Origin of the sequence: Brachybacterium hainanense (genome assembly GCF_042434575.1) — a bacterium.
Taxonomy (GTDB): domain Bacteria; phylum Actinomycetota; class Actinomycetes; order Actinomycetales; family Dermabacteraceae; genus Brachybacterium; species Brachybacterium hainanense.
The window spans coordinates 210485-228803 of record NZ_JBHLSV010000004.1 but is presented as its reverse complement, the minus strand read 5'-3'; the positions used below and the strand labels follow the sequence as shown (position 1 = coordinate 228803).

The window sequence follows — 18319 nt, the reverse complement described above, 5'->3', positions numbered from 1 at the left end:
CGCAGCCCGGACCGCGCCCAGGCGACGGCCTCGACCCCGGCCTGGGCGGCGAGCCCGGCGTGCAGGGGCTTGCCGGGGGTGCCGAACTGGGCGCGGACCCCTCCGGAGCGGGAGGCGGCGATCGACAGCGCGGTCCCGGTCGCCTCGGTGTCCAGCTGCAGCAGGTGCGCGCCGGCCGCGGCGGCGGCGACGGCCCCCGCGGTGCCGGTGGGATGCCAGCCGGCCTCGTAGTGCGCGGGCCCCAGGGCGAGGCCCAGCCGGGCCATCACCTCGAGCCCGACCACGTACGCGGCCAGCAGCGCCTCGATCCGCGCCTCCGGGCCGGCGAGCGCGAGCAGGGTCGGCACCAGCACCGCGGAGGGATGTCCGCGGACCTGCTCGTGGGTGTCGTCCAGATCGAGCAGGTGGGCCTGGAAGCCGCCGACGAGTGCGGCGCGCGAGGGCGCGAGGCCCCTGCCCGTCCCGATCACGGTGCGCGGCTCGGCGGCCGCTCCCTCCGCGAGCGCCCAGCCGATCAGCCGGTCGCGATCCGTGCGCGCGGAGGGATCGGCGGTGACGGCGAAGGAGGCGGCGACGACATCGGCCACGGCGCGGGCCGCCGCATCGCGCAGGGCGGCGGCGTGTTCGCGATCCGTGCCGCCGAAGGGATCGGCGTCCCGGATGGCCCGGGCGAGGTCATCGCCCTCCATCAGCCGGGCAGGCCGTTCGGGTCCAGCGGCGAGGCTCCGGGCAGCTCCGGCTCGGCGCCGGGATCCGCCGGGCGGTGCACCGGCTCGCTGGCATGCTCGCGCAGGAAGCGGCGGGTGCGCTCCTCCTTCGGGCTGCGGATGACCTGCTTCGCGGGCCCCTGCTCGACGATGCGGCCGCCGTCGATGAAGACGACGCGGTCGGCGACCTCGGCTGCGAAGGCCATCTCGTGCGTGACGATCACCAGGGTCATGTGCTGGCTGGCGAGGTCCCGGATGACGGCGAGGACCTCGCCGACCAGCTCGGGGTCCAGGGCGCTGGTGGGCTCGTCGAGAAGGATCGCATGCGGGTTCACGCCGAGGGCGCGGGCGATCGAGACGCGCTGCTGCTGTCCGCCGGAGAGGGTGACGGGGAACTGCGACATGGTCGCCTCGGCGATGCCGACTCGGCCCAGCAGCTCGCGGGCCCTCTGCTCCGCATCGCGCTTCGGCGTGCCCTGCGCGGTCATCGGATCCATGACGTTCTGCAGGGCGGTGCGGTTGCGGAACAGGTTGTAGCCCTGGAAGACCATGGCGGTCTTGGACCGCAGGGCCCGTGCCTGCGGTCCGGTGATCCCGGGGGCGGTGACGCTGACGTCATCGATCGCGATGGTCCCGGCGTCCGGGGTCTCGAGCAGGTTCAGGCACCGCAGCAGGGTCGACTTCCCGGAGCCGGAGGGGCCGATGATCGCGACCACCTCGCCGGTGCCGACCTGCAGGGACACTCCGTCCAGGACGGTGTTGCTCTCGGTCCGGCCGTGGAAGGTCTTGTGGAGCTCGCTCACGTCGATCATGGACGGATCACCTCACGTATGCGCGGCCGAGCCGCTTCTCGAGTCGGCCCTGGATCCAGGAGTACACGATCACCAGCAGCCAGTACACGAGGCCCACCACGAGGAAGGTCTCGAAGAACCGGAACGAGGCGGAGGCGACGATCTTCGCCTCGGCGAACATCTCGGTGAGCCCCAGGGTGAAGGCCACCGACGTCTCCTTGAGCAGGGAGATGAAGATGTTGCCGGTCGCGGGCAGGGCGTTGAAGGCCGCCTGCGGGATGATGTACCGCCGGTACACCTGCGGGGAGGTCATGCCGGTGGCGAGGCCCGCCTCGAGCTGTCCGCGGTCCACGCTCGTGAGCGCCGCCCGGAAGATCTCCGCGAGGTACGAGGACTCCTTGAGGGAGAAGCCGATGATCGCCGCGGTCAGCGCGTCCATGGTGGACATGAACGGGAACAGCTGCGGAAGGCCGTAGTAGATGAGGAACAGCTGGACGAGGGTGGGGATGCCGCGGAACAGCGACACGTACAGCTGCGCGATCTGGTCCAGCACGGGGATCCGCAGGAAGCGGATGAGCGCGACGAACAGGCCGATGAGGATCGCGAAGAACATCGCCGCGACCGCGATCAGCAGGGTGACGGGCAGGAACTTCAGCAGCTGGGGCAGGACCTCCAGCATGTAGAGCGGGTCGAGATCCATGGATCAGCTCCCCGTGTAGCCCTCGGGCTCGGCGGAGACGTCGTCGCCGAAGTACGTCTCGGCGAGCTCCGTGAGGGTGCCGTCCTCGCGCAGCGCGGCGATCTGCTCGTTCACGGAGGCGACGAGCTCGGAGCCCTTGGCGAAGGGGAAGGCGACCGATTCCCAGGCGATCGGGTCGCCCACGAACTTCAGGTCCGCCCCGGACTTCTTGATCTCCGCGAGGAAGATGCCGGTGGAGTTGATGTACCCGTCCACGCGGCCGGCCAGCAGGTCCTGCATGGCGCCGTCGCGGGTCTCGTAGGTGCGGATCTCGAACTCGACGCCGTGCTCGGCCTTCCAGTTCTCGAGGTGCGTGGTGTTGTTCGAGCCGAGCACCCCCGCGATGGTGGTGCCCGCGAGGTCATCGAGGGTGTTCAGCTGCGCGTTGCTGCCCAGCGCCACGATGGTCGCGCCCATGTAGGCGTAGGGCTCGGTGAAGTCGTACTGGGCCGAGCGCTCCTCGGTGACGGCGACGTTGTTGGCGACGGTGTCGAGCTTGCGGGCCTCGAGCTGTCCCATGAGGCCCGAGAAGTCGGCGTTCGTCCACTCCACGGTCTTCCCGAGCTTCTCGGCGATCTTCTCGATCACCTCGACGTCGAAGCCGATGAGCTTGCCGTCCTCCTGGTAGCTGTTGGGGTAGGACTGGCCGGTGGATCCGGCGCGGATCGACTCGGAGGCGCCGCCCGAGCCGCAGGCCGCGAGCAGCGCGGGCAGGGCGAGGGCGGTGATCGCGAAGGTGCGGCGCTTCATGGTGCTCATGCGGCAAGGCCTTTCAGGAGGTCGGCGTGGCGCTCGCGCCAGCCGGTGTAGGCGACGGGGTCGATGGGGCGGATGTAGAAGTCGGTGACGTGGCCCAGGCCCAGGTCGGCGCTGCCGACGGGCTCGAAGCCGAGCCGGCGATAGTACTCCCCGAGCCAGGGGTGGTCCTGCGCGGTGCCGAGGGACACGGCGGGGGCGTGGAGCAGGCCCGCGAGCACCTGCTCCTGCAGGGTGTCGAGCAGCGCGCGGGCCAGGCCCTTCCCGGCGTGGGAGGGGTCGGTCGCGAGCCAGCCGATATGCGGCAGGCCCAGGTGGCCGGGGTTGGGACCCCAGGGCATGCGCAGGGACACCGTGGCTGTCAACGCCCCGTCCTCCCCGGTGATTCCGTAGGCGATGTTCTCGCGCAGATGGGCCAGGACCTGCTCGCGGGTGGCGTCGGCGGCGGCGAAGTGCACGCCCAGCTCGACGTTCTTCGCGTAGGCGGCCTGCAGCAGCGTGCGGTACTCGTCGACGCGGTCGGGACCGATGAGGGCCAGCCGGCCGATTCCTGCGCTCGCACGGCGCCCGGTGGGGACGGCCGATGCCATCTGGTCGCTCATGCGGCCGGTCCCGGCGATGCGGGCCCGTCGGCGGCGGGGATACCGGCCTCGTCGGCGGCGGCGAGGACGGCGTCGATCGCAGCGCCGGTCTCCCCCAGGTACGCCGAGGCGTCGAGCCAGGAGCGGAGGGTCCCGGCGTCGAAGCGGGAGCTGACGCGCGGGTCCTCGAGCAGGACGTCGGCCAGGTGGCGGCCGCTCTCGACGGCGGCCATGGACGCGTCGTAGACGATGTGGTGGGCGGTCTGCTTGCCGAGCTCCCGACCGATCTCGAACATGGCCTTCTCGGAGAGGATCAGCCCGCCCTGGAGCGCGAGGTTGCGGGCCATGGCGTCCTCGTGGACGACGAGGCCGGAGAGGATCCGGCCCAGGGTCGCGAGCTGTGCGGAGAGGTAGAGGTGGATCTCCGGCAGGGCGATCCATTCGGCGCGCCAGGAGATCGCGTCGCGCTCATGGACGGTCGCGGCGCCGTCGAGGACGAGGGCGGCGGCGTGCTTGATCGGCGCGGTGAGCGCGGCCGCGCCTTCGAGCAGGGCGGGGTTGCGCTTGTGCGGCATGGTCGTGGAGCCGATCTTCCCGGCGGTGAAGGGCTCCTCGATCTCGCCGATCTCGCTGTGCATGAGGGTCGACAGCTCGGTGGCGATCTTGCCGAGGGTCGTGGAGACGAGGGCGAGCGTGCTCGCGTACTCGCCGATGCGGTCGCGGGCGGCCTGCCAGCCGATCCGCGGGGTCGCCAGGCCCAGCCGGTCCAGGGTGCCGCGCTCGATCTCGCGGCCGCGGCCCTGGAAGGAGGCGTAGGTGCCGATGGCGCCGTTGATGTTGCCGGTGAGCACGCGGCCCGCGACGGCATCGAGGCGCTCGAGGTGGCGCAGCGTCTCGTCGAGCCAGACCGCGGTCTTGAAGCCGAAGGTGGTCGGCAGTGCCTGCACATAGTGGGTGCGGCCGGCCATGGGGGTGGCGCGGTGGCGCTCGGTGAGGTCGCGCAGGGCGGCCGCGAGCGCGACGAGGTCGCGCCGCAGGGGGGCCAGGGCGTCCTTGATCTGCAGGATCGTCCCGGTGTCGACCACGTCCTGGGTGGTCACGCCGTAATGCACCCATTCGCCGTGCTCGCCGGCCGCTGCCTGCAGGGCGCCGACGGTCGCGTTCAGGGAATGCATGGCCTTCGCGCCCTCGGCGGCGATGGCGGCGAGGTCGAAGTCGCCGCCGGCGGCGTCCGCGATCGCATCGGCCGCGTCCTGCGGGATCACCCCGAGCGCACCCTCGGCGGCCGCGAGGGCGGCCTCGACGTCGAGCTGGCGGCGCAGGCGGCTCTCCTCGCTCCAGATGCCCCGCATCTCCGGGGTGCTGAAGCTGTTGCCGATCGTGAGCATGTCGACGACGTGGGAAGACATGGGGGGTCCTTCCGAGGTGGGGTCTCGTGGCCCCGGGACGGGTCGTTCCCGCGGCCGAGGATCCTCGGGCACATGCCTCGGGGACGCACGACCCGGGCAGCCCGGGGCTGAGGCATCACGCTAGGTGATGTGCGTCTGCAGTGGACACCAGGCGTCGGAATGTGAACACCGGTCGGCGTTCCCGCAGGCCGGGCTCTCGGCCGTCATGCCTCAGCGGTGGCAGCCCTCACAGCATCGGCCCTGGGGAGCGCCCGGGGACCGGGACGCACCGGGAGGCGCCTGCGGGGCCGCGGCACCCGAGGCCCCCTAGGCTCGCTCCCATGGAGTTCACCGAGTACCGCACCCGCCTGGCCGCCTATGCCGTGATCGTCCGGGAGGTCGCACAGCAGCAGGAGATCCTGCTGAGCTGGTTCAACGGCGAGACCCCCGGGTGGACGATGCCCGGCGGGGGCGTCGACTTCGAGGAGAGCTGCGAGCAGGCCGTGGTCCGGGAGGTCCGCGAGGAGACCGGCTACGACGTCGAGGTGGGAGCTCTGGTCGGGGTGGACAGCCCCTTCACGCACCATGATCCCCGCAGCGGACGTCCCTTCAAATCGGTGCGCGTCGTCTACGAGGCGCGGATCATCGGCGGCGAGCTGGGCACCCTCGAGGTGGGCGGCACGACCGACCGCGCCGAATGGGTCCCGCTCGCCGCGCTCGATGCGGCCGGACCGCGGACGAACCTGGTCGATGCCGCGCTCGAGGCGTGGAGGCGGCGATGATCGACGGCTCCGGTTTCACCGACGACGCGACGGAGCTCGCACGGCTGGACGCGCTCGGCCTCGTCCCGGACCACGGCGTCCTCGCCCTCGGCGAGCCGACCCACGGCACGGGAGAGGCGTTCGCCTGGAAGATGGAGGTCATCCTCGCCCTGGCCCGCCGCGGCCGCCTGGCCGCTCTCGCCTTCGAGGACCCGTACGCGACCGGTCTGCTCGTCGACGACGCCCTGCGCGGGGACGGCGACCTGGACGCGGCATGGGGCAGGGCGTCCTCGGTCTGGCGAACGGGGACGATCCGAGACGGGCTCATGAGGCTTCGCGACCTGAACCGCAGGCTGCCCGTGCGGAGGCGGATCCGGTTCCTCGGGATCGATATCCGCCGACCCTCTGCGGCAGCCCAGCGTCTTCTCGATGCAGGCTGCACGTCCACAGCCCTCGATCGGTTCGCACGCGGTGCCGAGCCGTCCCCCGAGGATCTGGCCGCCCTCGGCACACTGCTCCCCGCCATGGCGGAGGACGCCGCCGCGGTCGAGGTCCGCGGCGCGGCCCGTCAGCTCGCACGGCACATCGACGCCTACCTTCTCGAACCTGATCTGGAAGGGCTCCACCGGCGTGATGCGCACATGGCGCGGACCCTCCTCGAGAACCTTCCTCGCGAGGGACTCACCGTGCTCTGGGCGCACAACGAGCACATCGCCCGCGATCCCGACAACTTCGGCGGACCGAGCACCGGGCACGTGCTCGCCGAGGAGCTCGGCGGCGCCTATGTGCCGGTCGGCGCGCTGTGCGGGGAGGGCACCTGCCGCGCCGTGGACCCGTCCACCGGAGACCCCGGCTGGAGGTCCGTCCCTCTGCCTCCCGTACGCCCGGGGACCACGGAGGATGCGCTCCGCACCCGGGGCGAGGCGATCGTGCTCACCTCGGACCTCGCACATCCGGGCCCGCGCCGCTTCATCGGCTGGAGCCTCGACACGTCCCTGTTCGAGTCCGCGCCCGACACCTTCGAGGTGCGCCGACCGAGCAGCGACTTCGAGGCGATCCGCTGGTTCGCGACCAGTACGGCCGATACCGACACGGGTCGAGTCGGCTGGCCCGGCGTTCCCGCGGGAACGCCCGGTGCCCTCATTCCTGCCGCAGCTCCCGGCGCGCGGTCGACACGACGGCTTCGGTGAGCTCGTCCAGCAGCCGCGAGGGGGTCTTGGCGACCTGCCAGAACAGCGGGGGCGTGACGGGCTCGCCGCCCAGCGGGAGCAGCCTTCCGGAGGCGAGCAGCGGATCGGCCTGGAAGGTCAGGAGCATCCCCCAGCCCAGTCCTGCCTCGACCGCGGCGGCCAGGTCGTGGGTGCTGGGGACGAAGTGGCGGGGAGTGCCCGCCGGATCCACGCCCAGACGGCGCAGCCAGGTGGCCTGGAGCTCGTCGCTGCGGTCGAAGTCGATGCGCGGGGCACAGGTGAGCGCCTCGGCGGTGACCCGAGTGGTCTGCGCCCGGTCGCTCGGGCCGATCCATCGCTCCCACCAGGCGGGAGCAGCCGCGGCGACGTAGACGAGGCTGCCCAGGGCCGTCACCGAGCAGCCCGGGGACGGGACCGGCGAGCTGGTCACGGCGGCGACCGCCGCGCCGCTCGCGAGATGCCGCGCCGTTGCGTCCTGGTCCTCCCGCAGCAGCTCGAGCTGCGCATCGTGCCGGCGTGCGAAGCCGGCGAGGGCTCCCAGGAACCAGGTCGCCATCGAATCCGAGTTCACGGCGATGCTGAGCCGCGGGCTCTCTCCGCGGGCCTCGAGCCCCAGCTCCGCGAGCGCCTCATGCTCGATGAGCGCGTGGCGGCGGGCGAAGCGGACCACCGCCTGCCCGGGCTCGGTGAGGCGGGCCGGCTTCGCGCGCACGAGAAGCCGCTGCCCCAGCTGCTGCTCGAGGAGCCGGAGCCGCTGGCTCACGGCCGATGCGGTCATGTGCTGGCGCCGGGCCGCCGCCTCGAGCGTCCCCTCCTCGGCGACGATGCGCAGCGTCTCGGCGAGTACGGGATCGATGGGCATGCTCGCATCGTAGATGAAGCGCTGCTTCATCAGCATCAGAGATCATCGCTGGTGCTTCACTCGAAAGGTTCCTACCGTCGAGGGGTGACTGCTGCTCTTCACGGCCTCCTGACGGGGCTGACCCTGATCATCGCCATCGGCTCCCAGAACGTGTTCGTGCTGCGGCAGGGACTGCGTCGTGAGCACGTCCTCGCCGTCGTGCTCGTGTGCCTCGCCTCCGACGTGGTGCTCATCAGCGCGGGCGCCAGCGGGCTCGGCGCGCTCCTGCGGGCAGCGCCGCAGGTCGTGGCCGCAGCCCGCTGGGCAGGGGTCGCGTTCCTGCTGGGCTACGCCGTGCTCGCGGCTCGACGCGCCCTCCGCGGTGACGGCGGCGGGATGGAGGCGGACGCCCGCGGCACACGCACAGGCCGGGGCGCCGCCGTCCTCACCGCGCTCGCCCTGACCTGGCTGAACCCGCACGTCTACCTCGACACCGTGCTCCTGCTCGGCTCCGTCGCCGCGAGCCACGGCGAGCAGGCGCGCCTCTTCGCCCTCGGGGCGATCGGCGGCAGTGCCCTCTGGTTCACGGCCCTGGGCTTCGGCGCCCGACGGCTCGGGACGTTCCTGCGCAGGCCCCGCGCATGGCGGATCCTCGACGGTGCGGTCGCCGTGACGATGCTCCTGGTGGCGGGGATGCTCGCGGCGGGCTGAGGACGCGGCGCCCGTCCTCGCCGCTTGCCCTCTCGCGCAGGCCATGGCAGGGTCGAACGATGCGCCTCGCTGTCGACGCCGTCCCCTCCTCCCCTGCCGCCGCCCCGCTGCTCGCCCCCGCATGATCCTCGCCGAGAACCTGGTCAAGGAGTTCAGCCGTCCCGCACGCGTCGAGGGCCCCTTCGCCGGGCTGCGCTCGTTCTTCTCCGCGAAGCGCGTGGTGACGCGCGCCGTCGACGACATGTCCCTGCGGATCGACGACGGCGAGATCGTCGGCTACCTGGGCCCGAACGGCGCCGGGAAGTCCACGACCATCAAGATGCTCACCGGGATCCTGCGCCCCACCTCCGGCCGCGTCGAGGTCGAAGGCGTCGTGCCCTGGCAGGACCGGCGCGCAAACGCCCGGAACATCGGCGCCGTGTTCGGGCAGCGCTCCCAGCTGTGGCTGGACCTCCCCCTACGGGACTCCTTCGAGCTCATCGCCAAGCTGTACGGGCTGAGCCCGGCGGACTACCGTCGCTCCCTCGAGCAGTTCGTGGACCTGCTGGACATGGGTCCTTTCCTGGACACGTCGGTGCGCTCGCTGTCTCTGGGGCAGCGGATGCGCGGCGACATCGTCGCAGCCATGCTGTACCGCCCGCCCGTGCTCTACCTCGACGAGCCGACCGTGGGCCTGGACGTCGTGGCGAAGACACGGATCCGCGCGTTCATCGCCGAGCAGAACCGCACCGAGGGCACCACGATCCTGCTGACCACCCATGACCTCGCGGACATCGAGCAGCTCGCCCGGCGCGTGGTCATCATCGACGAGGGCCGGCTCCTCTACGACGGCGACCTCACCTCCCTGCGCGACCGGTACGCACCCTTCCGCGAGGTCGTGGTGACCGCCGCGCACATCCCCGCGGGCCTGGACCTCGACGGGCTCGAGCTGCGCGAGGTGCAGGACACCGGCACGGCGGGCGAGCAGCGGGCGTCGTTCCGCTTCTCCCCGGCCGCGCTGCCCGCTCCCGCAGCGATCAGCCGCATCACGAGCGCCCTCGAGGTCACCGATCTCACCTCCCGCGAGCCGGGGGTCGAGGACGTGATCCATCGGATCTACACCGAGCGCGGGGTCGTCCGATGACCGGCGCACCTGCCCGCATGCCCGCCGCCCTGGTCCGCGATGGGATCCTCGCCTCCGTCCGCCAGGCCGCCCGGGCTCAGTTCGTCTTCCGCACCTCGACCTGGACGGGGATCATCGGCTGCGTGCTGCAGGTCGTGCTCGTGCACCGGGTGTGGACGGCCGTCTACGGGGCACGGACCGAGGTCGCAGGCATCGACCAGCGCGACGCCATCACCTACGCGGTGCTCGGAGTCCTCATCACCACGATCTTCCAGCCCTTCGTGTTCGACACCCTGTTCGGGCGCCTGCGCACGGGCGCGATCGCCTTCGACGTCATGCGCCCCGTCTCCGCGGTCCCGCTCGCGCTCGCGCAGCAGGTCGGTGCCGCCGCCGGGCAGCTGCCCGCGGTCGGGGCCGCCCTCGTGGCCGGACTGCTCGTCGGCGCGATCGCCCTGCCCGGATCGGTCCTGTCCGGCCTCGCATTCCTGATCTCGATCACGCTGGGCTTCGCGATCTCGCTGATCCTCAACTTCACCGTCGGCCTGGTCGGCTTCTGGACGGTCGAGGTGGGCGGCGCGTTCCTCATCTATCGGATGGTCGCGCAGTTCTCCTCCGGCGCCCTGATCCCCCTGTGGTTCATGCCGGGATGGCTGTCCGGGACGCTCACCGCGCTGCCGTTCTCCGCGCAGGTCTTCGTGCCGCTGTCGATCTACGTCGACACCGCGCCCGGCTGGCACACGGCAGGGGCGATCGGGCAGCAGATGCTGTGGGTCCTCGCGCTGAGCGCGCTCGCCGCGCTCGTATGGCACCGGGCCGTGCGGAGGCTGGTGGTGTTCGGTGGCTGATCCGTTCACACCCCGCCCCGGCACCCTCGCCCATCCGATCCCGGCCTGGCGCACCTACTTGATCCTCCTCGGCGCCGCCTGGCGCAGCGTGCGCGTCCACCGTATGAACCTGGTCCTGACCTTCTTGGGATCCGCGGCGCTGCAGGGCACGCAGCTCGCCTTCATCGGGGTGCTGCTCGGCGCCTTCGGAGCGATCGCCGGCTGGGATGTCGCCGAGGTCGCCTTCCTGTACGGACTGCGCCTGACCGCGCACGGCGTGTGCACCGTGAACTTCGGACAGCACCGGTACAGCGCACCGGCGATCCGCAACGGGGAATGGGACAGGTTCCTGCTGCGTCCCGCGGGACCCCTGCTGCAGCTGCTCACGAAGGCGCTGAACCCCGGGACGCTCGGCGACCTGGTGCTGGGACTCGCGATCCTGCTGACCGCCGCGAGCCGCGTCGAGGTCACGTGGACGCCGTGGATCGTGCTGTACGTGGCGCTCGCCGCGATCGGCGGCGGCCTCGTCGAGGCGGGGCTGCAGATCGGGATCTCCGGCCTGGACTTCCGCATGGGGCCGACCACGCGGATCAAGGACACCGTGGACAGGATCCTCACCGACTTCGGCGCCTATCCCATGTCGATCTTCGGCACCGCCGGCACCTGGCTGCTGACGTTCCTGCTGCCGCTCGCGTTCATGGCCTACCTGCCCGCGACCGTGGTGCTGGGCCGCACCGGGGACCTCGTCGTCCCGCTCTGGCTCGCGGTGATCGCCCCGCTCGCGGGCCCGATGATCCTCGTCGCCGGGATCGCCGTGTTCGGACGGCTCAGCCGCGGGTACGTGAGCCCGGGATCCTGAGGCGCGGGTGCGTCGGGCCCGCGCGGCGCAGAGCAGAGGGGCACCCCCGCCGGCAGCCGGCTCACGGTTCCTCCCCCTGCTCCCCGACGAGCGACTCGCCCAGCTCGGTGCGCCGGTAATGGACCTCCCGCCCGGTGCGGGCGCGGTGGACCAGGCCCGCGTCCTCCAGCACGGCCAGGTGCCCGCCGACGGTGCCGAGGGCGTAGCCGAGCTCCGCATGCAGCTGCGAGGGCGTCCCCGGCAGGTCCAGGGCCAGCAGCACGGCCGCCCGCCCTGTCCCCAGCAGGCGGCCCAGCGCCTGTCCCCGGCGCGGCGCGACCGCGGCACGGGAGCCGCGGGCCCCGTAGACGAGGGCGACGCCGGCGGGACCGTCGCAGGTCCAGCGGCCCCTCACCTGCGTGGTCGGGATGAAGGACAGATGCTCGTGCACCAGCAGGCTCGTGCCGGTGCGACGGGAGACGAGCAGCGCATCGGGGTCCTCCCAGAGGACGTCCCGGGCGATGCCGTCGACGGCGCCGGCCCAGCCGGAGGAGCCGATGAGCGCGGTGCGGAATGCGATCTCGCGCCGCAGGATCCGCTGCCGGCGCGCCCAGTCCGGGACGATCAGCCGTGCCCAGGCGCTGCGCAGCGCGGCGGCGAGACGGACCGGCAGCGCCGGGGTGCGCAGCCACGCGGTCTCCTGCGGCGTCCACGCCTGGGCGACCGAGTCCTCGAGGGTGCGGACCGTCGCGTCCGGGTCCCAGGCGGCGAGCTGGGCCAGCTCGGCCTCGAGCCGCACCTCCCCCGTCGCGGGCGGCGCGAGCCCGATGAGGTCCGGGAACCACTTCGTGTGGCCGATGAGATCGACGAAGGAGGCGTGCAGCGGATCCTCGGCGCGCCACCGCCGGAAGGCGACCGTTCCGGCAGCCCCCGAGCCCACCGCCTGCCGCGGCGCCTCGAGGGCGGCGGCCCCGCCGGTCAACGCGCCGATCAGCTCCGCGAGCGGGGAGATGACGAACCGCGTGCGGGCCAGCGCCCCGGGGGTGAGGACGAAGCGCATGGTGCTCCCCTTCCACGGGCCCGTCCGGCACCGACCTCGAGACGTCCCTGTTCTGCATGTTTCGCCTGTCACCGAAAGCCTAGGGGGAGCGGGCCCGTCCGCGGACGATGGCACGATGCCTCCAGCCCCACCCGCCGCCGCATCCCCGTGGACCCCGGCGTTCCGCCGCTTCTTCGTCGCCCAATGCCTCTCCTGGCTGGGGAGCTCGATGACCCCGGTCGCGCTCAGCTTCGGCGTGCTGCGGGAGACCGGCTCGACAGCAGCACTGGGGCTGGTCCTCACCGCGAGCACGGTGCCCATGATCGCGCTGCTCCTGGTGGGCGGGGTGGTCGCGGACCGCGTGCCCCGGCGGGCGCTGCTGACGATCACGCACCTCGTCGCGGGCCTCGCCCAGCTCGGCAGCGCCTGCTGGTTCCTGCTGGACGCCCGCTCCCTGCCGGTCCTCGTGGCCGTGACGGCGCTCGGCGGGCTGGCCTCCGCCTTCACCGCTCCCGCCCTGCGCGGGATCATCACGGACCTCGTCCCTCACGAGGCGATCGGGCGGGCGAACGCGGTCCGCACCACCTCCCGGAACGTCACCCGCATGCTGGGGCCCGGCGCGGCCGGGCTGCTCGTGGCCGTCGCCGATGCCGGCTGGGCGCTCGCCCTCGACGCCATCTGCCTGGGGCTCGCCGCCGCCGTGCTCGCCACGATCCCGAACCCGGACTCCTCGCCCCGCCCGCCCGGTGCGCCGACCCCGGCGCCGACGGCGGCCCGCACGAGCCTTCCCGGTGCCGTGCGCGAGCTCCTCGCCGATCTGCGAGGAGGATGGGAGGAGTTCACGAAGCACCGCTGGCTCTGGCTCGTGACCTGTGCGTTCACCGGGATGAACGTGCTGATCGGCGGGGTCTGGCTGGTGCTGGGGCCGGTGAGCGCGGAGCACACCATCGGTTCCGCAGGCTGGGGGCTCGTCCTGGGCGCGCGCGCCGCCGGACAGGTCGCAGGCGGCGTCCTCGCCTACCGCTGGTCGCCCGCGCGCCCCATGGTCGCGGTGCTCCTGCTCCCCCTGCCGTACGCCGCCGTGTTCGCGGCGCTCGCGGCCGGGGGCGGGCTGCCTCTGCTGCTGGGGCTCGCGGTGCTCGCGGGGCTGGGATCGGCGATGGGCGACGTGCTGTGGGAGACGACGCTCCAGCAGCGGGTCGCCCGCGACGCCCTCTCCCGCGTCGCCTCGATCGACATGCTGCTGAGCTTCGTCTCGGTGCCGGTCGGGCAGCTCGCCGCACCCGCGCTGTCAGCGCTGCTGGGCGCGCCGCTGGTCATCGGCCTGGGGGCGGTGCTGTGCGCAGGGACGCTGCTGGCCCCGCTCGCCTCGGCGGACGTGCGAGGGCTGCGTGCGCAGGCTCCGCGCTGAGACGGGCGCGGGACGCGGAGCCGGGTCAGTCCGCCTCGCCGGTCCCGCCCGTTCCCACCGGCACGAAGCGGCCCAGGAAGGCGAGAAGATCGGCCATGACCTCGGCCCGGTTGGTCTCGTGCAGCAGCTCGTGCCGCGCTCCCGGGTAGAGCTGGGACTCGGTCGCTGGCCCGGCGATCTTCGCGAGGCCCGCGACCGCGTCCTCGACCGGGACCAGGCGGTCGTCCTCGCCGTGCAGGTGGAGCACCGGGACGCGACCCAGGCGGCCCGCGATGCTGATGCGCTGCAGCTCGTCCCGCAGGGCCTGCAGGGTGGGCCGGGCGAAGCCGCCGTGCCAGACCAACGGGTCGGCGGCGTAGGCGGCTGCGACCTCCGGGTCACGGGACAGGAGTTTCGGGTCGATGGGGGTCTCGGGGATCTCCGGCAGGGGCAGCAGCTCCTCGATGGTCTCCCAGCGGCCCAGCACCGGGCTGAGGAGGACGAGGGCGGTGAGCCGGGCGCCGAATCGCTGCGTGCAGCGGGCGCTGAGCATCCCGCCCATCGACACGCCGATCAGCACGACGGGCAGGCCGGGGTTCTCGGCGACAGCATGGTCGATCACCCGGTCCAGGTCCTCGACCGCGGCCTCGGCATCGCGGATCAGGGCCCGGGCGCCGTCGCTGCGACCGTGGCCCTCGTGGTCGGCGGCGTGGACGGCGGCCCCGGCCTCATGGAGGCGGGCGGCCGTCCAGCGGAAGCGGCCCACATGCTCCCCGTAGTCGTGGGCGATCACAGCGATCCACCGCGGGTTCCGCGGCGTCCAGGACGTGCCGACGAGCCGGCCGGCGTGGCCGTCGAGGGTGAAGTCGGTCGTCGTGACACCGTTGCTCATGGGGACATCATCGCGCGGAACCGCGTGCCGCGGGACGGTCGTCCCGCCTCGGGAGGTTCGGTCCGTCCGCCCTGCGGGGGCGGCGCCTCCGGCCTGGGGAGCGCGGCTCATCCGTTCCGAGGAGAGCGGCTGGTCTACGGCGGGACGAGCAGGGGCCCCGCGGCGCCCGACAGCTGCTCAGGCCCGCCTCGCGAGGCGGCGCTCGGCCTCCTCGAGGATCCGCGCGGATCCCTCATGGACCTGCCGCACGCCGTCCTCGACCGGGAGAGCACGCAGCCGGGAGGAGATGATCTCGACGCCCCAGTCCCCTCGCCAGCCGGCCTCGTGCATCGCCAGGACGAAGCCCGCGACGTCGAGGTCGCCGTGACCGGGCAGGCTGCGCTCGGCGAGGCCGTGGCCCTCGCGGGCGCGCGCGGCGAGCGCCGCGTCGATCACGGCATCGCCCAGCTCGACGACATGGACGGGGACGCCGTCCAGCAGCGCGGGCAGGTCCTCGAAGCCCTCGCCGCTGCGGGCCAGCTGGAAGGCGTCGACGGCGAGGCCGGCGCGGGGGTTTCCGACGCTCCGCACGAGGTCGATCGCGTCGGGGAGGGTGGGCAGGACGGTGTGGGACATGGGCTCGAGGGCCACGTCGACGTCGTGGGGCGCGGCGGCCTCGGCGAGCTCGCCGAAGGCGTCGATGAGCCGCTGTCCGGAGGGCTGGTCGCGCAGGGGCGTGCGGGCGGGGGCGCCGACCTTGAGGGCTCGGGCGCCCAGCTGGGCGGCGGCCTCGAGGAGCTCCCCGCGGACCCGATCCGAGGCGTCCTTGCGGGGTCCGCTCTGCCACCAGTCCTCGAGGAACTCGACCTCGATGCGATCGATGCCGGCATCGGCCAGACGGCGGCGCAGGGCGTCGAGGCCGGGGGACGCCGTGTAGGCGCGGAGGTCGGGGTGGGACAGTCCCACGCCGTTCCAGCCGGACGCGGCGATGGCGGCGATGCGCCGGTCCAGCGGGACGGGGCTGCGTTCATCGGCGCTGCCGGGGCCCACATCCCCGGCCCAGGTCCAGCAGGAGGCGAGGAGCCGCCGACCGATCCGCGGCTCCGCCGCACCCTGGATGCCGCCGGATGGAGCGGGCATGCTGTCGTGGTGGATCATCGGTCCTCCGCATCGTCGGGGAGCGCGCCGGATCCGCACGGCGGGCGCGGCCGCGCGGAACCGCGGCAGGGACGATCGTACACACAGCGGGAACGGGTCCGGAGGCCCTGTCATCTCAGTGCACGTCGACGATCTCCCCGCTGCGGGGCAGCGCGCCGCCGCTGCCGCGGGTGACCGCGACGCCGAAGGTCAGGGGCACGGCACCGGCGTGGTCGGGATCCTCCCCGTCCATGGCCTGGACGTGGAGATGCGGCTCGGTGCTGTTGCCGGAGTTGCCGCAGCGCCCCAGCAGGTCTCCGGACCTGACCGGGTCACCGGGACGGACCACGATGCTGCCGCGCTGCAGGTGGCACAGCGCGATGACATGCGGGCCGATGCGGAGCAGGACATGGTTCCCGGCCAGGGCCGACCATCCCCCGGCGGCGCGCCTCCCCTGGGTGACGGCGTAGCCGAGGGACGGGAGCCCGCGGTGGGCGTCGTGGTCGGGGGCGTCGGAGCGGATGGCGAGGACCGTGCCGGGCCCGGGAGCGAGGATCGGCCGACCGAATCCGGGGAAGCGCTGCGGGGGCTCGGGGGCGATGAGGGTCCGACCCCGTATCGGAGCGGTGCGTCCGTCCTCGTCGACCGGGACGAAGTCGATCGCGTGGGCGCTCGCGAAGCGGTGCGTGCCATGGCTGGGGACCTGGTCGGCAGGGCTGTTCTGCACGAGCCAGCGCCCGGTGAAGGGGTAGTCGAGCGCTGCTGCAGCGATCATCGGCACCTCCTTGCCTCAGCGCCCGGGGCGGCGGCGCCCGTCGCGGAAGGCGCTGAGCAGCCACGGCCAGTCGGTCTGGACGAGGTCGGCTCCCAGGTCGAGCAGCGGCCCCCACCCCTGCTCGGGCCCGCAGAGGACTGCCAGCTCGTCGTCATGGTCGCCGAAGAGCCGCTTGTCGTTCGCCAAGCGCTCGGCGTTGAGGAGGACGCACAGGCCGCGGGCGTGCAGAGCCGCGATGTAGGCGGGGTCGGCGAAGGGATGGTCCAGGGTCGGGGTCAGCAGCTCGACGCCGACGACGTTCAGATCCCGGTCGCGGGTGATCTCCTCGACCTCCTGGGGACTGCGGCAGATCGGCAGATAGGGATGCTTGACGGGGTGCGCACGCAGGACGTCGAGCTGCTCGCGCAGCGGTGCCGGGGACTTCAGCAGGATCTGGCCCGTCATGCCCAACTCGTCGAGGGCGGGCAGCAGTCGCGGCCACGCGGTCCAGGACCGGTCCAGGTTCACGAGCGGAGCGAGGTCGGCTCCGGGCGTCGGTGCGAGGGAGACGAGCACCTCGAGCAGGCCCTCGACCCGTGCCGTGCGGCCCGGGCGGGCGACGTGCACGTACTCGAGCTCCCGGATCTGCGCCGCGGTGAGGAGACGGAGGTTCTCGGAGATGCCCAGGAGCCGCGGCTCCTCGCCGTCGTGGAAGGCGAACCACGCGCCGTCGGCCGATTCGGTCAGGTCGATCTCGACGACGTCCGCTCCCGAGGCGAGGGAGGCGCGAGCCGCGGCGCGCGTGTTCTCGACGATGCTGGCGATCCCGGTGCCGCGGTGCGCGATCACGAGCGGGCCCCGGCGCGCGAGATGCGCGTTCAGCAGCGCGTTGGTCCCGGCATGCTCCGGCCTGCCGACCACGAGAGGGTCGCGTGAGGGAAGGGGTCCGGCGACGGCGGCGCTCGCCGAAGTGCTCATGACCGTGCCCATTCCCGTCCTTCCGTCGCGGCGGATCCTGGACCTGTCTACCAGACCGGGGCCCCGCCCGGCGGCACCGGACCCCCTCGCTCGTCCGCGCGGACGAGCCGCTCGAGGGCGAGGAGAGCCGAGGCGACCGCCTTCGGAGCCGTCAGGCGCGGCCCGTCGCCGCCCACGAGGCCGTCCTCCCGCAGCACCCGCAGCTCGTCCAGGACGCCGTCCATGAGGAGACGGGCGTTCCATGCGGTGACCGGGTCCTCGATCGCCTCCAGCTGCTTTCTCACGGCGAGATCGTCGGGACCGCGCAGCACCAGGCCGTCGCCGCGGCTCGCGCACAGGACCAGGCGGAAGGCGATGATGCTCGGAGGGTGCCAGGAGCCGGTCGTGAGATCCCGGCGCTGCATCGCCAGACGGGCCATCAGCAGCGACTCGGCGAAGTGGGCGAACGCGCCGGGGTCGATCTCGGCCTCCACGTAGGGAGCCGCGGTGTCGCCGGGCCGCAGCCTCGTCTCCTCGCAGACCAGCCACCCACCCGCGCACAGGTCGTGGATGACCCGCTCGACCTGTTCGGCGCGGGAGCATCCCCGCGACGGCCCGGTCGTCCCTGCTGCGAACACCGAGGCCAGGGCCCGCAGATCCGCGGTGTCGACACCGCCGTCGAGGTCGAGGGCTCGGCCGCGGCCGATGTGCTCGAGCACCAGCACCGCGCGGCGCACATAGCCCACCGCGGCGTGCTGCACCGCGCTCCCGCCCTCGTCCCGCACCTCGGCCCTGGACGGGGGAGAGGCGCACCCGGCATCCCAGCCGGGCGTCAGCAGCCTGCCGGCGAGCTCGAGCTCGGGGCATCTCGCATCACCCGTGCCGCCCCTGCCTCGGGTCCCGACCGCGTCACGTCGTCCCACCGCCCCGGCAGCCCCGGCA

At 73.0% G+C, this 18319-nt stretch carries 20 protein-coding genes; 7 read left to right on the top strand and 13 right to left on the bottom strand.

Annotated features, from left to right (window positions below; all coding sequences use genetic code 11):
• The 6 genes from ACFFF6_RS04990 to purB all read right to left on the bottom strand — a co-directional run.
• On the bottom strand, window positions 1–689 hold a 689-nt coding region (locus ACFFF6_RS04990), incomplete at its 3' end, for an MmgE/PrpD family protein (protein ID WP_376978782.1).
• Complete coding sequence (locus ACFFF6_RS04985) at window positions 689–1519, bottom strand: amino acid ABC transporter ATP-binding protein (RefSeq protein WP_376978780.1); 831 nt, start codon at window positions 1517–1519, stop codon at window positions 689–691. The genes ACFFF6_RS04990 and ACFFF6_RS04985, both read right to left, overlap by 1 nt.
• A gap of 7 nt (window positions 1520–1526) precedes the next feature.
• Window positions 1527–2198, bottom strand: a complete 672-nt coding sequence (locus ACFFF6_RS04980) for an amino acid ABC transporter permease (protein WP_376978778.1) — start codon at window positions 2196–2198, stop codon at window positions 1527–1529.
• 3 nt (window positions 2199–2201) lie between these two features.
• Window positions 2202–2996 carry a transporter substrate-binding domain-containing protein gene (locus ACFFF6_RS04975; protein ID WP_376978776.1) on the bottom strand — a complete coding sequence of 265 codons (795 nt, stop codon included), beginning with the start codon at window positions 2994–2996 and terminating at the stop codon, window positions 2202–2204.
• The gene (locus ACFFF6_RS04970) at window positions 2993–3595 is read right to left on the bottom strand and encodes a GNAT family N-acetyltransferase (RefSeq protein ID WP_376978774.1); all 603 of its coding nucleotides are present in this window, start codon (window positions 3593–3595) and stop codon (window positions 2993–2995) included. Before ACFFF6_RS04970 ends, ACFFF6_RS04975 begins: the two co-directional genes overlap by 4 nt.
• On the bottom strand, window positions 3592–4983 hold the full coding sequence (purB, locus tag ACFFF6_RS04965; RefSeq protein WP_376978772.1) for an adenylosuccinate lyase: 1392 nt from the start codon (window positions 4981–4983) through the stop codon (window positions 3592–3594). Before purB ends, ACFFF6_RS04970 begins: the two co-directional genes overlap by 4 nt.
• A 320-nt stretch (window positions 4984–5303) precedes the next feature.
• Between purB and ACFFF6_RS04960 the strand changes: the two genes are divergently transcribed.
• Both ACFFF6_RS04960 and ACFFF6_RS04955 read left to right on the top strand, forming a co-directional pair.
• Complete coding sequence (locus ACFFF6_RS04960) at window positions 5304–5744, top strand: NUDIX hydrolase (RefSeq protein ID WP_376978770.1); 441 nt, start codon at window positions 5304–5306, stop codon at window positions 5742–5744.
• Window positions 5741–6913, top strand: coding sequence for an erythromycin esterase family protein (locus ACFFF6_RS04955; RefSeq protein ID WP_376978768.1), 1173 nt, complete (start codon window positions 5741–5743; stop codon window positions 6911–6913). Before ACFFF6_RS04960 ends, ACFFF6_RS04955 begins: the two co-directional genes overlap by 4 nt.
• Here ACFFF6_RS04955 and ACFFF6_RS04950 read toward each other — a convergent pair.
• On the bottom strand, window positions 6864–7775 hold the full coding sequence (locus ACFFF6_RS04950) for an ArgP/LysG family DNA-binding transcriptional regulator (protein ID WP_376978766.1): 912 nt from the start codon (window positions 7773–7775) through the stop codon (window positions 6864–6866). The two genes, ACFFF6_RS04955 and ACFFF6_RS04950, sit on opposite strands and share 50 nt — an antisense overlap.
• A gap of 84 nt (window positions 7776–7859) precedes the next feature.
• Between ACFFF6_RS04950 and ACFFF6_RS04945 the strand changes: the two genes are divergently transcribed.
• The 4 genes from ACFFF6_RS04945 (at window position 7860) to ACFFF6_RS04930 (ending at window position 11250) form a co-directional block, all read left to right on the top strand.
• The gene (locus ACFFF6_RS04945) at window positions 7860–8465 is read left to right on the top strand and encodes a LysE/ArgO family amino acid transporter (protein WP_376978764.1); all 606 of its coding nucleotides are present in this window, start codon (window positions 7860–7862) and stop codon (window positions 8463–8465) included.
• Between the two features lie 121 nt (window positions 8466–8586).
• The gene (locus ACFFF6_RS04940; RefSeq protein ID WP_376978763.1) at window positions 8587–9588 is read left to right on the top strand and encodes an ABC transporter ATP-binding protein; all 1002 of its coding nucleotides are present in this window, start codon (window positions 8587–8589) and stop codon (window positions 9586–9588) included.
• The gene (locus ACFFF6_RS04935) at window positions 9585–10412 is read left to right on the top strand and encodes an ABC transporter permease (protein ID WP_376978761.1); all 828 of its coding nucleotides are present in this window, start codon (window positions 9585–9587) and stop codon (window positions 10410–10412) included. The genes ACFFF6_RS04940 and ACFFF6_RS04935 overlap by 4 nt, the downstream gene beginning before the upstream one ends.
• The gene (locus ACFFF6_RS04930; protein ID WP_376978759.1) at window positions 10405–11250 is read left to right on the top strand and encodes an ABC transporter permease; all 846 of its coding nucleotides are present in this window, start codon (window positions 10405–10407) and stop codon (window positions 11248–11250) included. The genes ACFFF6_RS04935 and ACFFF6_RS04930 overlap by 8 nt, the downstream gene beginning before the upstream one ends.
• 61 nt (window positions 11251–11311) lie before the next feature.
• On the opposite strand, the gene ACFFF6_RS04925 is transcribed toward ACFFF6_RS04930, so the two are convergent.
• Entirely contained in the window at window positions 11312–12289 is a 978-nt protein-coding gene (locus ACFFF6_RS04925) for an ArsR/SmtB family transcription factor (RefSeq protein WP_376978758.1), read from the bottom strand.
• Between the two features lie 115 nt (window positions 12290–12404).
• Between ACFFF6_RS04925 and ACFFF6_RS04920 the strand changes: the two genes are divergently transcribed.
• Window positions 12405–13679: an MFS transporter gene (locus ACFFF6_RS04920; protein WP_376978756.1), complete on the top strand. Its 1275-nt coding sequence runs from the start codon at window positions 12405–12407 to the stop codon at window positions 13677–13679.
• Window positions 13680–13704: 25 nt separating this feature from the next.
• Here ACFFF6_RS04920 and ACFFF6_RS04915 read toward each other — a convergent pair whose 3' ends face one another.
• From ACFFF6_RS04915 to ACFFF6_RS04895, 5 genes are all read right to left on the bottom strand, one after another.
• Window positions 13705–14550 carry an alpha/beta fold hydrolase gene (locus tag ACFFF6_RS04915; protein WP_376978755.1) on the bottom strand — a complete coding sequence of 282 codons (846 nt, stop codon included), beginning with the start codon at window positions 14548–14550 and terminating at the stop codon, window positions 13705–13707.
• Between the two features lie 177 nt (window positions 14551–14727).
• Window positions 14728–15669, bottom strand: a complete 942-nt coding sequence (locus ACFFF6_RS04910; protein ID WP_376978754.1) for a sugar phosphate isomerase/epimerase family protein — start codon at window positions 15667–15669, stop codon at window positions 14728–14730.
• Between the two features lie 133 nt (window positions 15670–15802).
• A complete protein-coding gene (locus ACFFF6_RS04905) occupies window positions 15803–16441 on the bottom strand; it encodes a M23 family metallopeptidase (protein WP_376978753.1) in 639 nt (212 codons plus the stop codon).
• Window positions 16442–16456: 15 nt separating this feature from the next.
• A complete protein-coding gene (locus ACFFF6_RS04900; RefSeq protein WP_376978751.1) occupies window positions 16457–17398 on the bottom strand; it encodes a glycerophosphodiester phosphodiesterase family protein in 942 nt (313 codons plus the stop codon).
• A 47-nt stretch (window positions 17399–17445) separates the two neighbouring features.
• The gene (locus tag ACFFF6_RS04895; protein ID WP_376978750.1) at window positions 17446–18138 is read right to left on the bottom strand and encodes a hypothetical protein; all 693 of its coding nucleotides are present in this window, start codon (window positions 18136–18138) and stop codon (window positions 17446–17448) included.
• Between the last annotated feature and the right edge of the window lie 181 nt (window positions 18139–18319).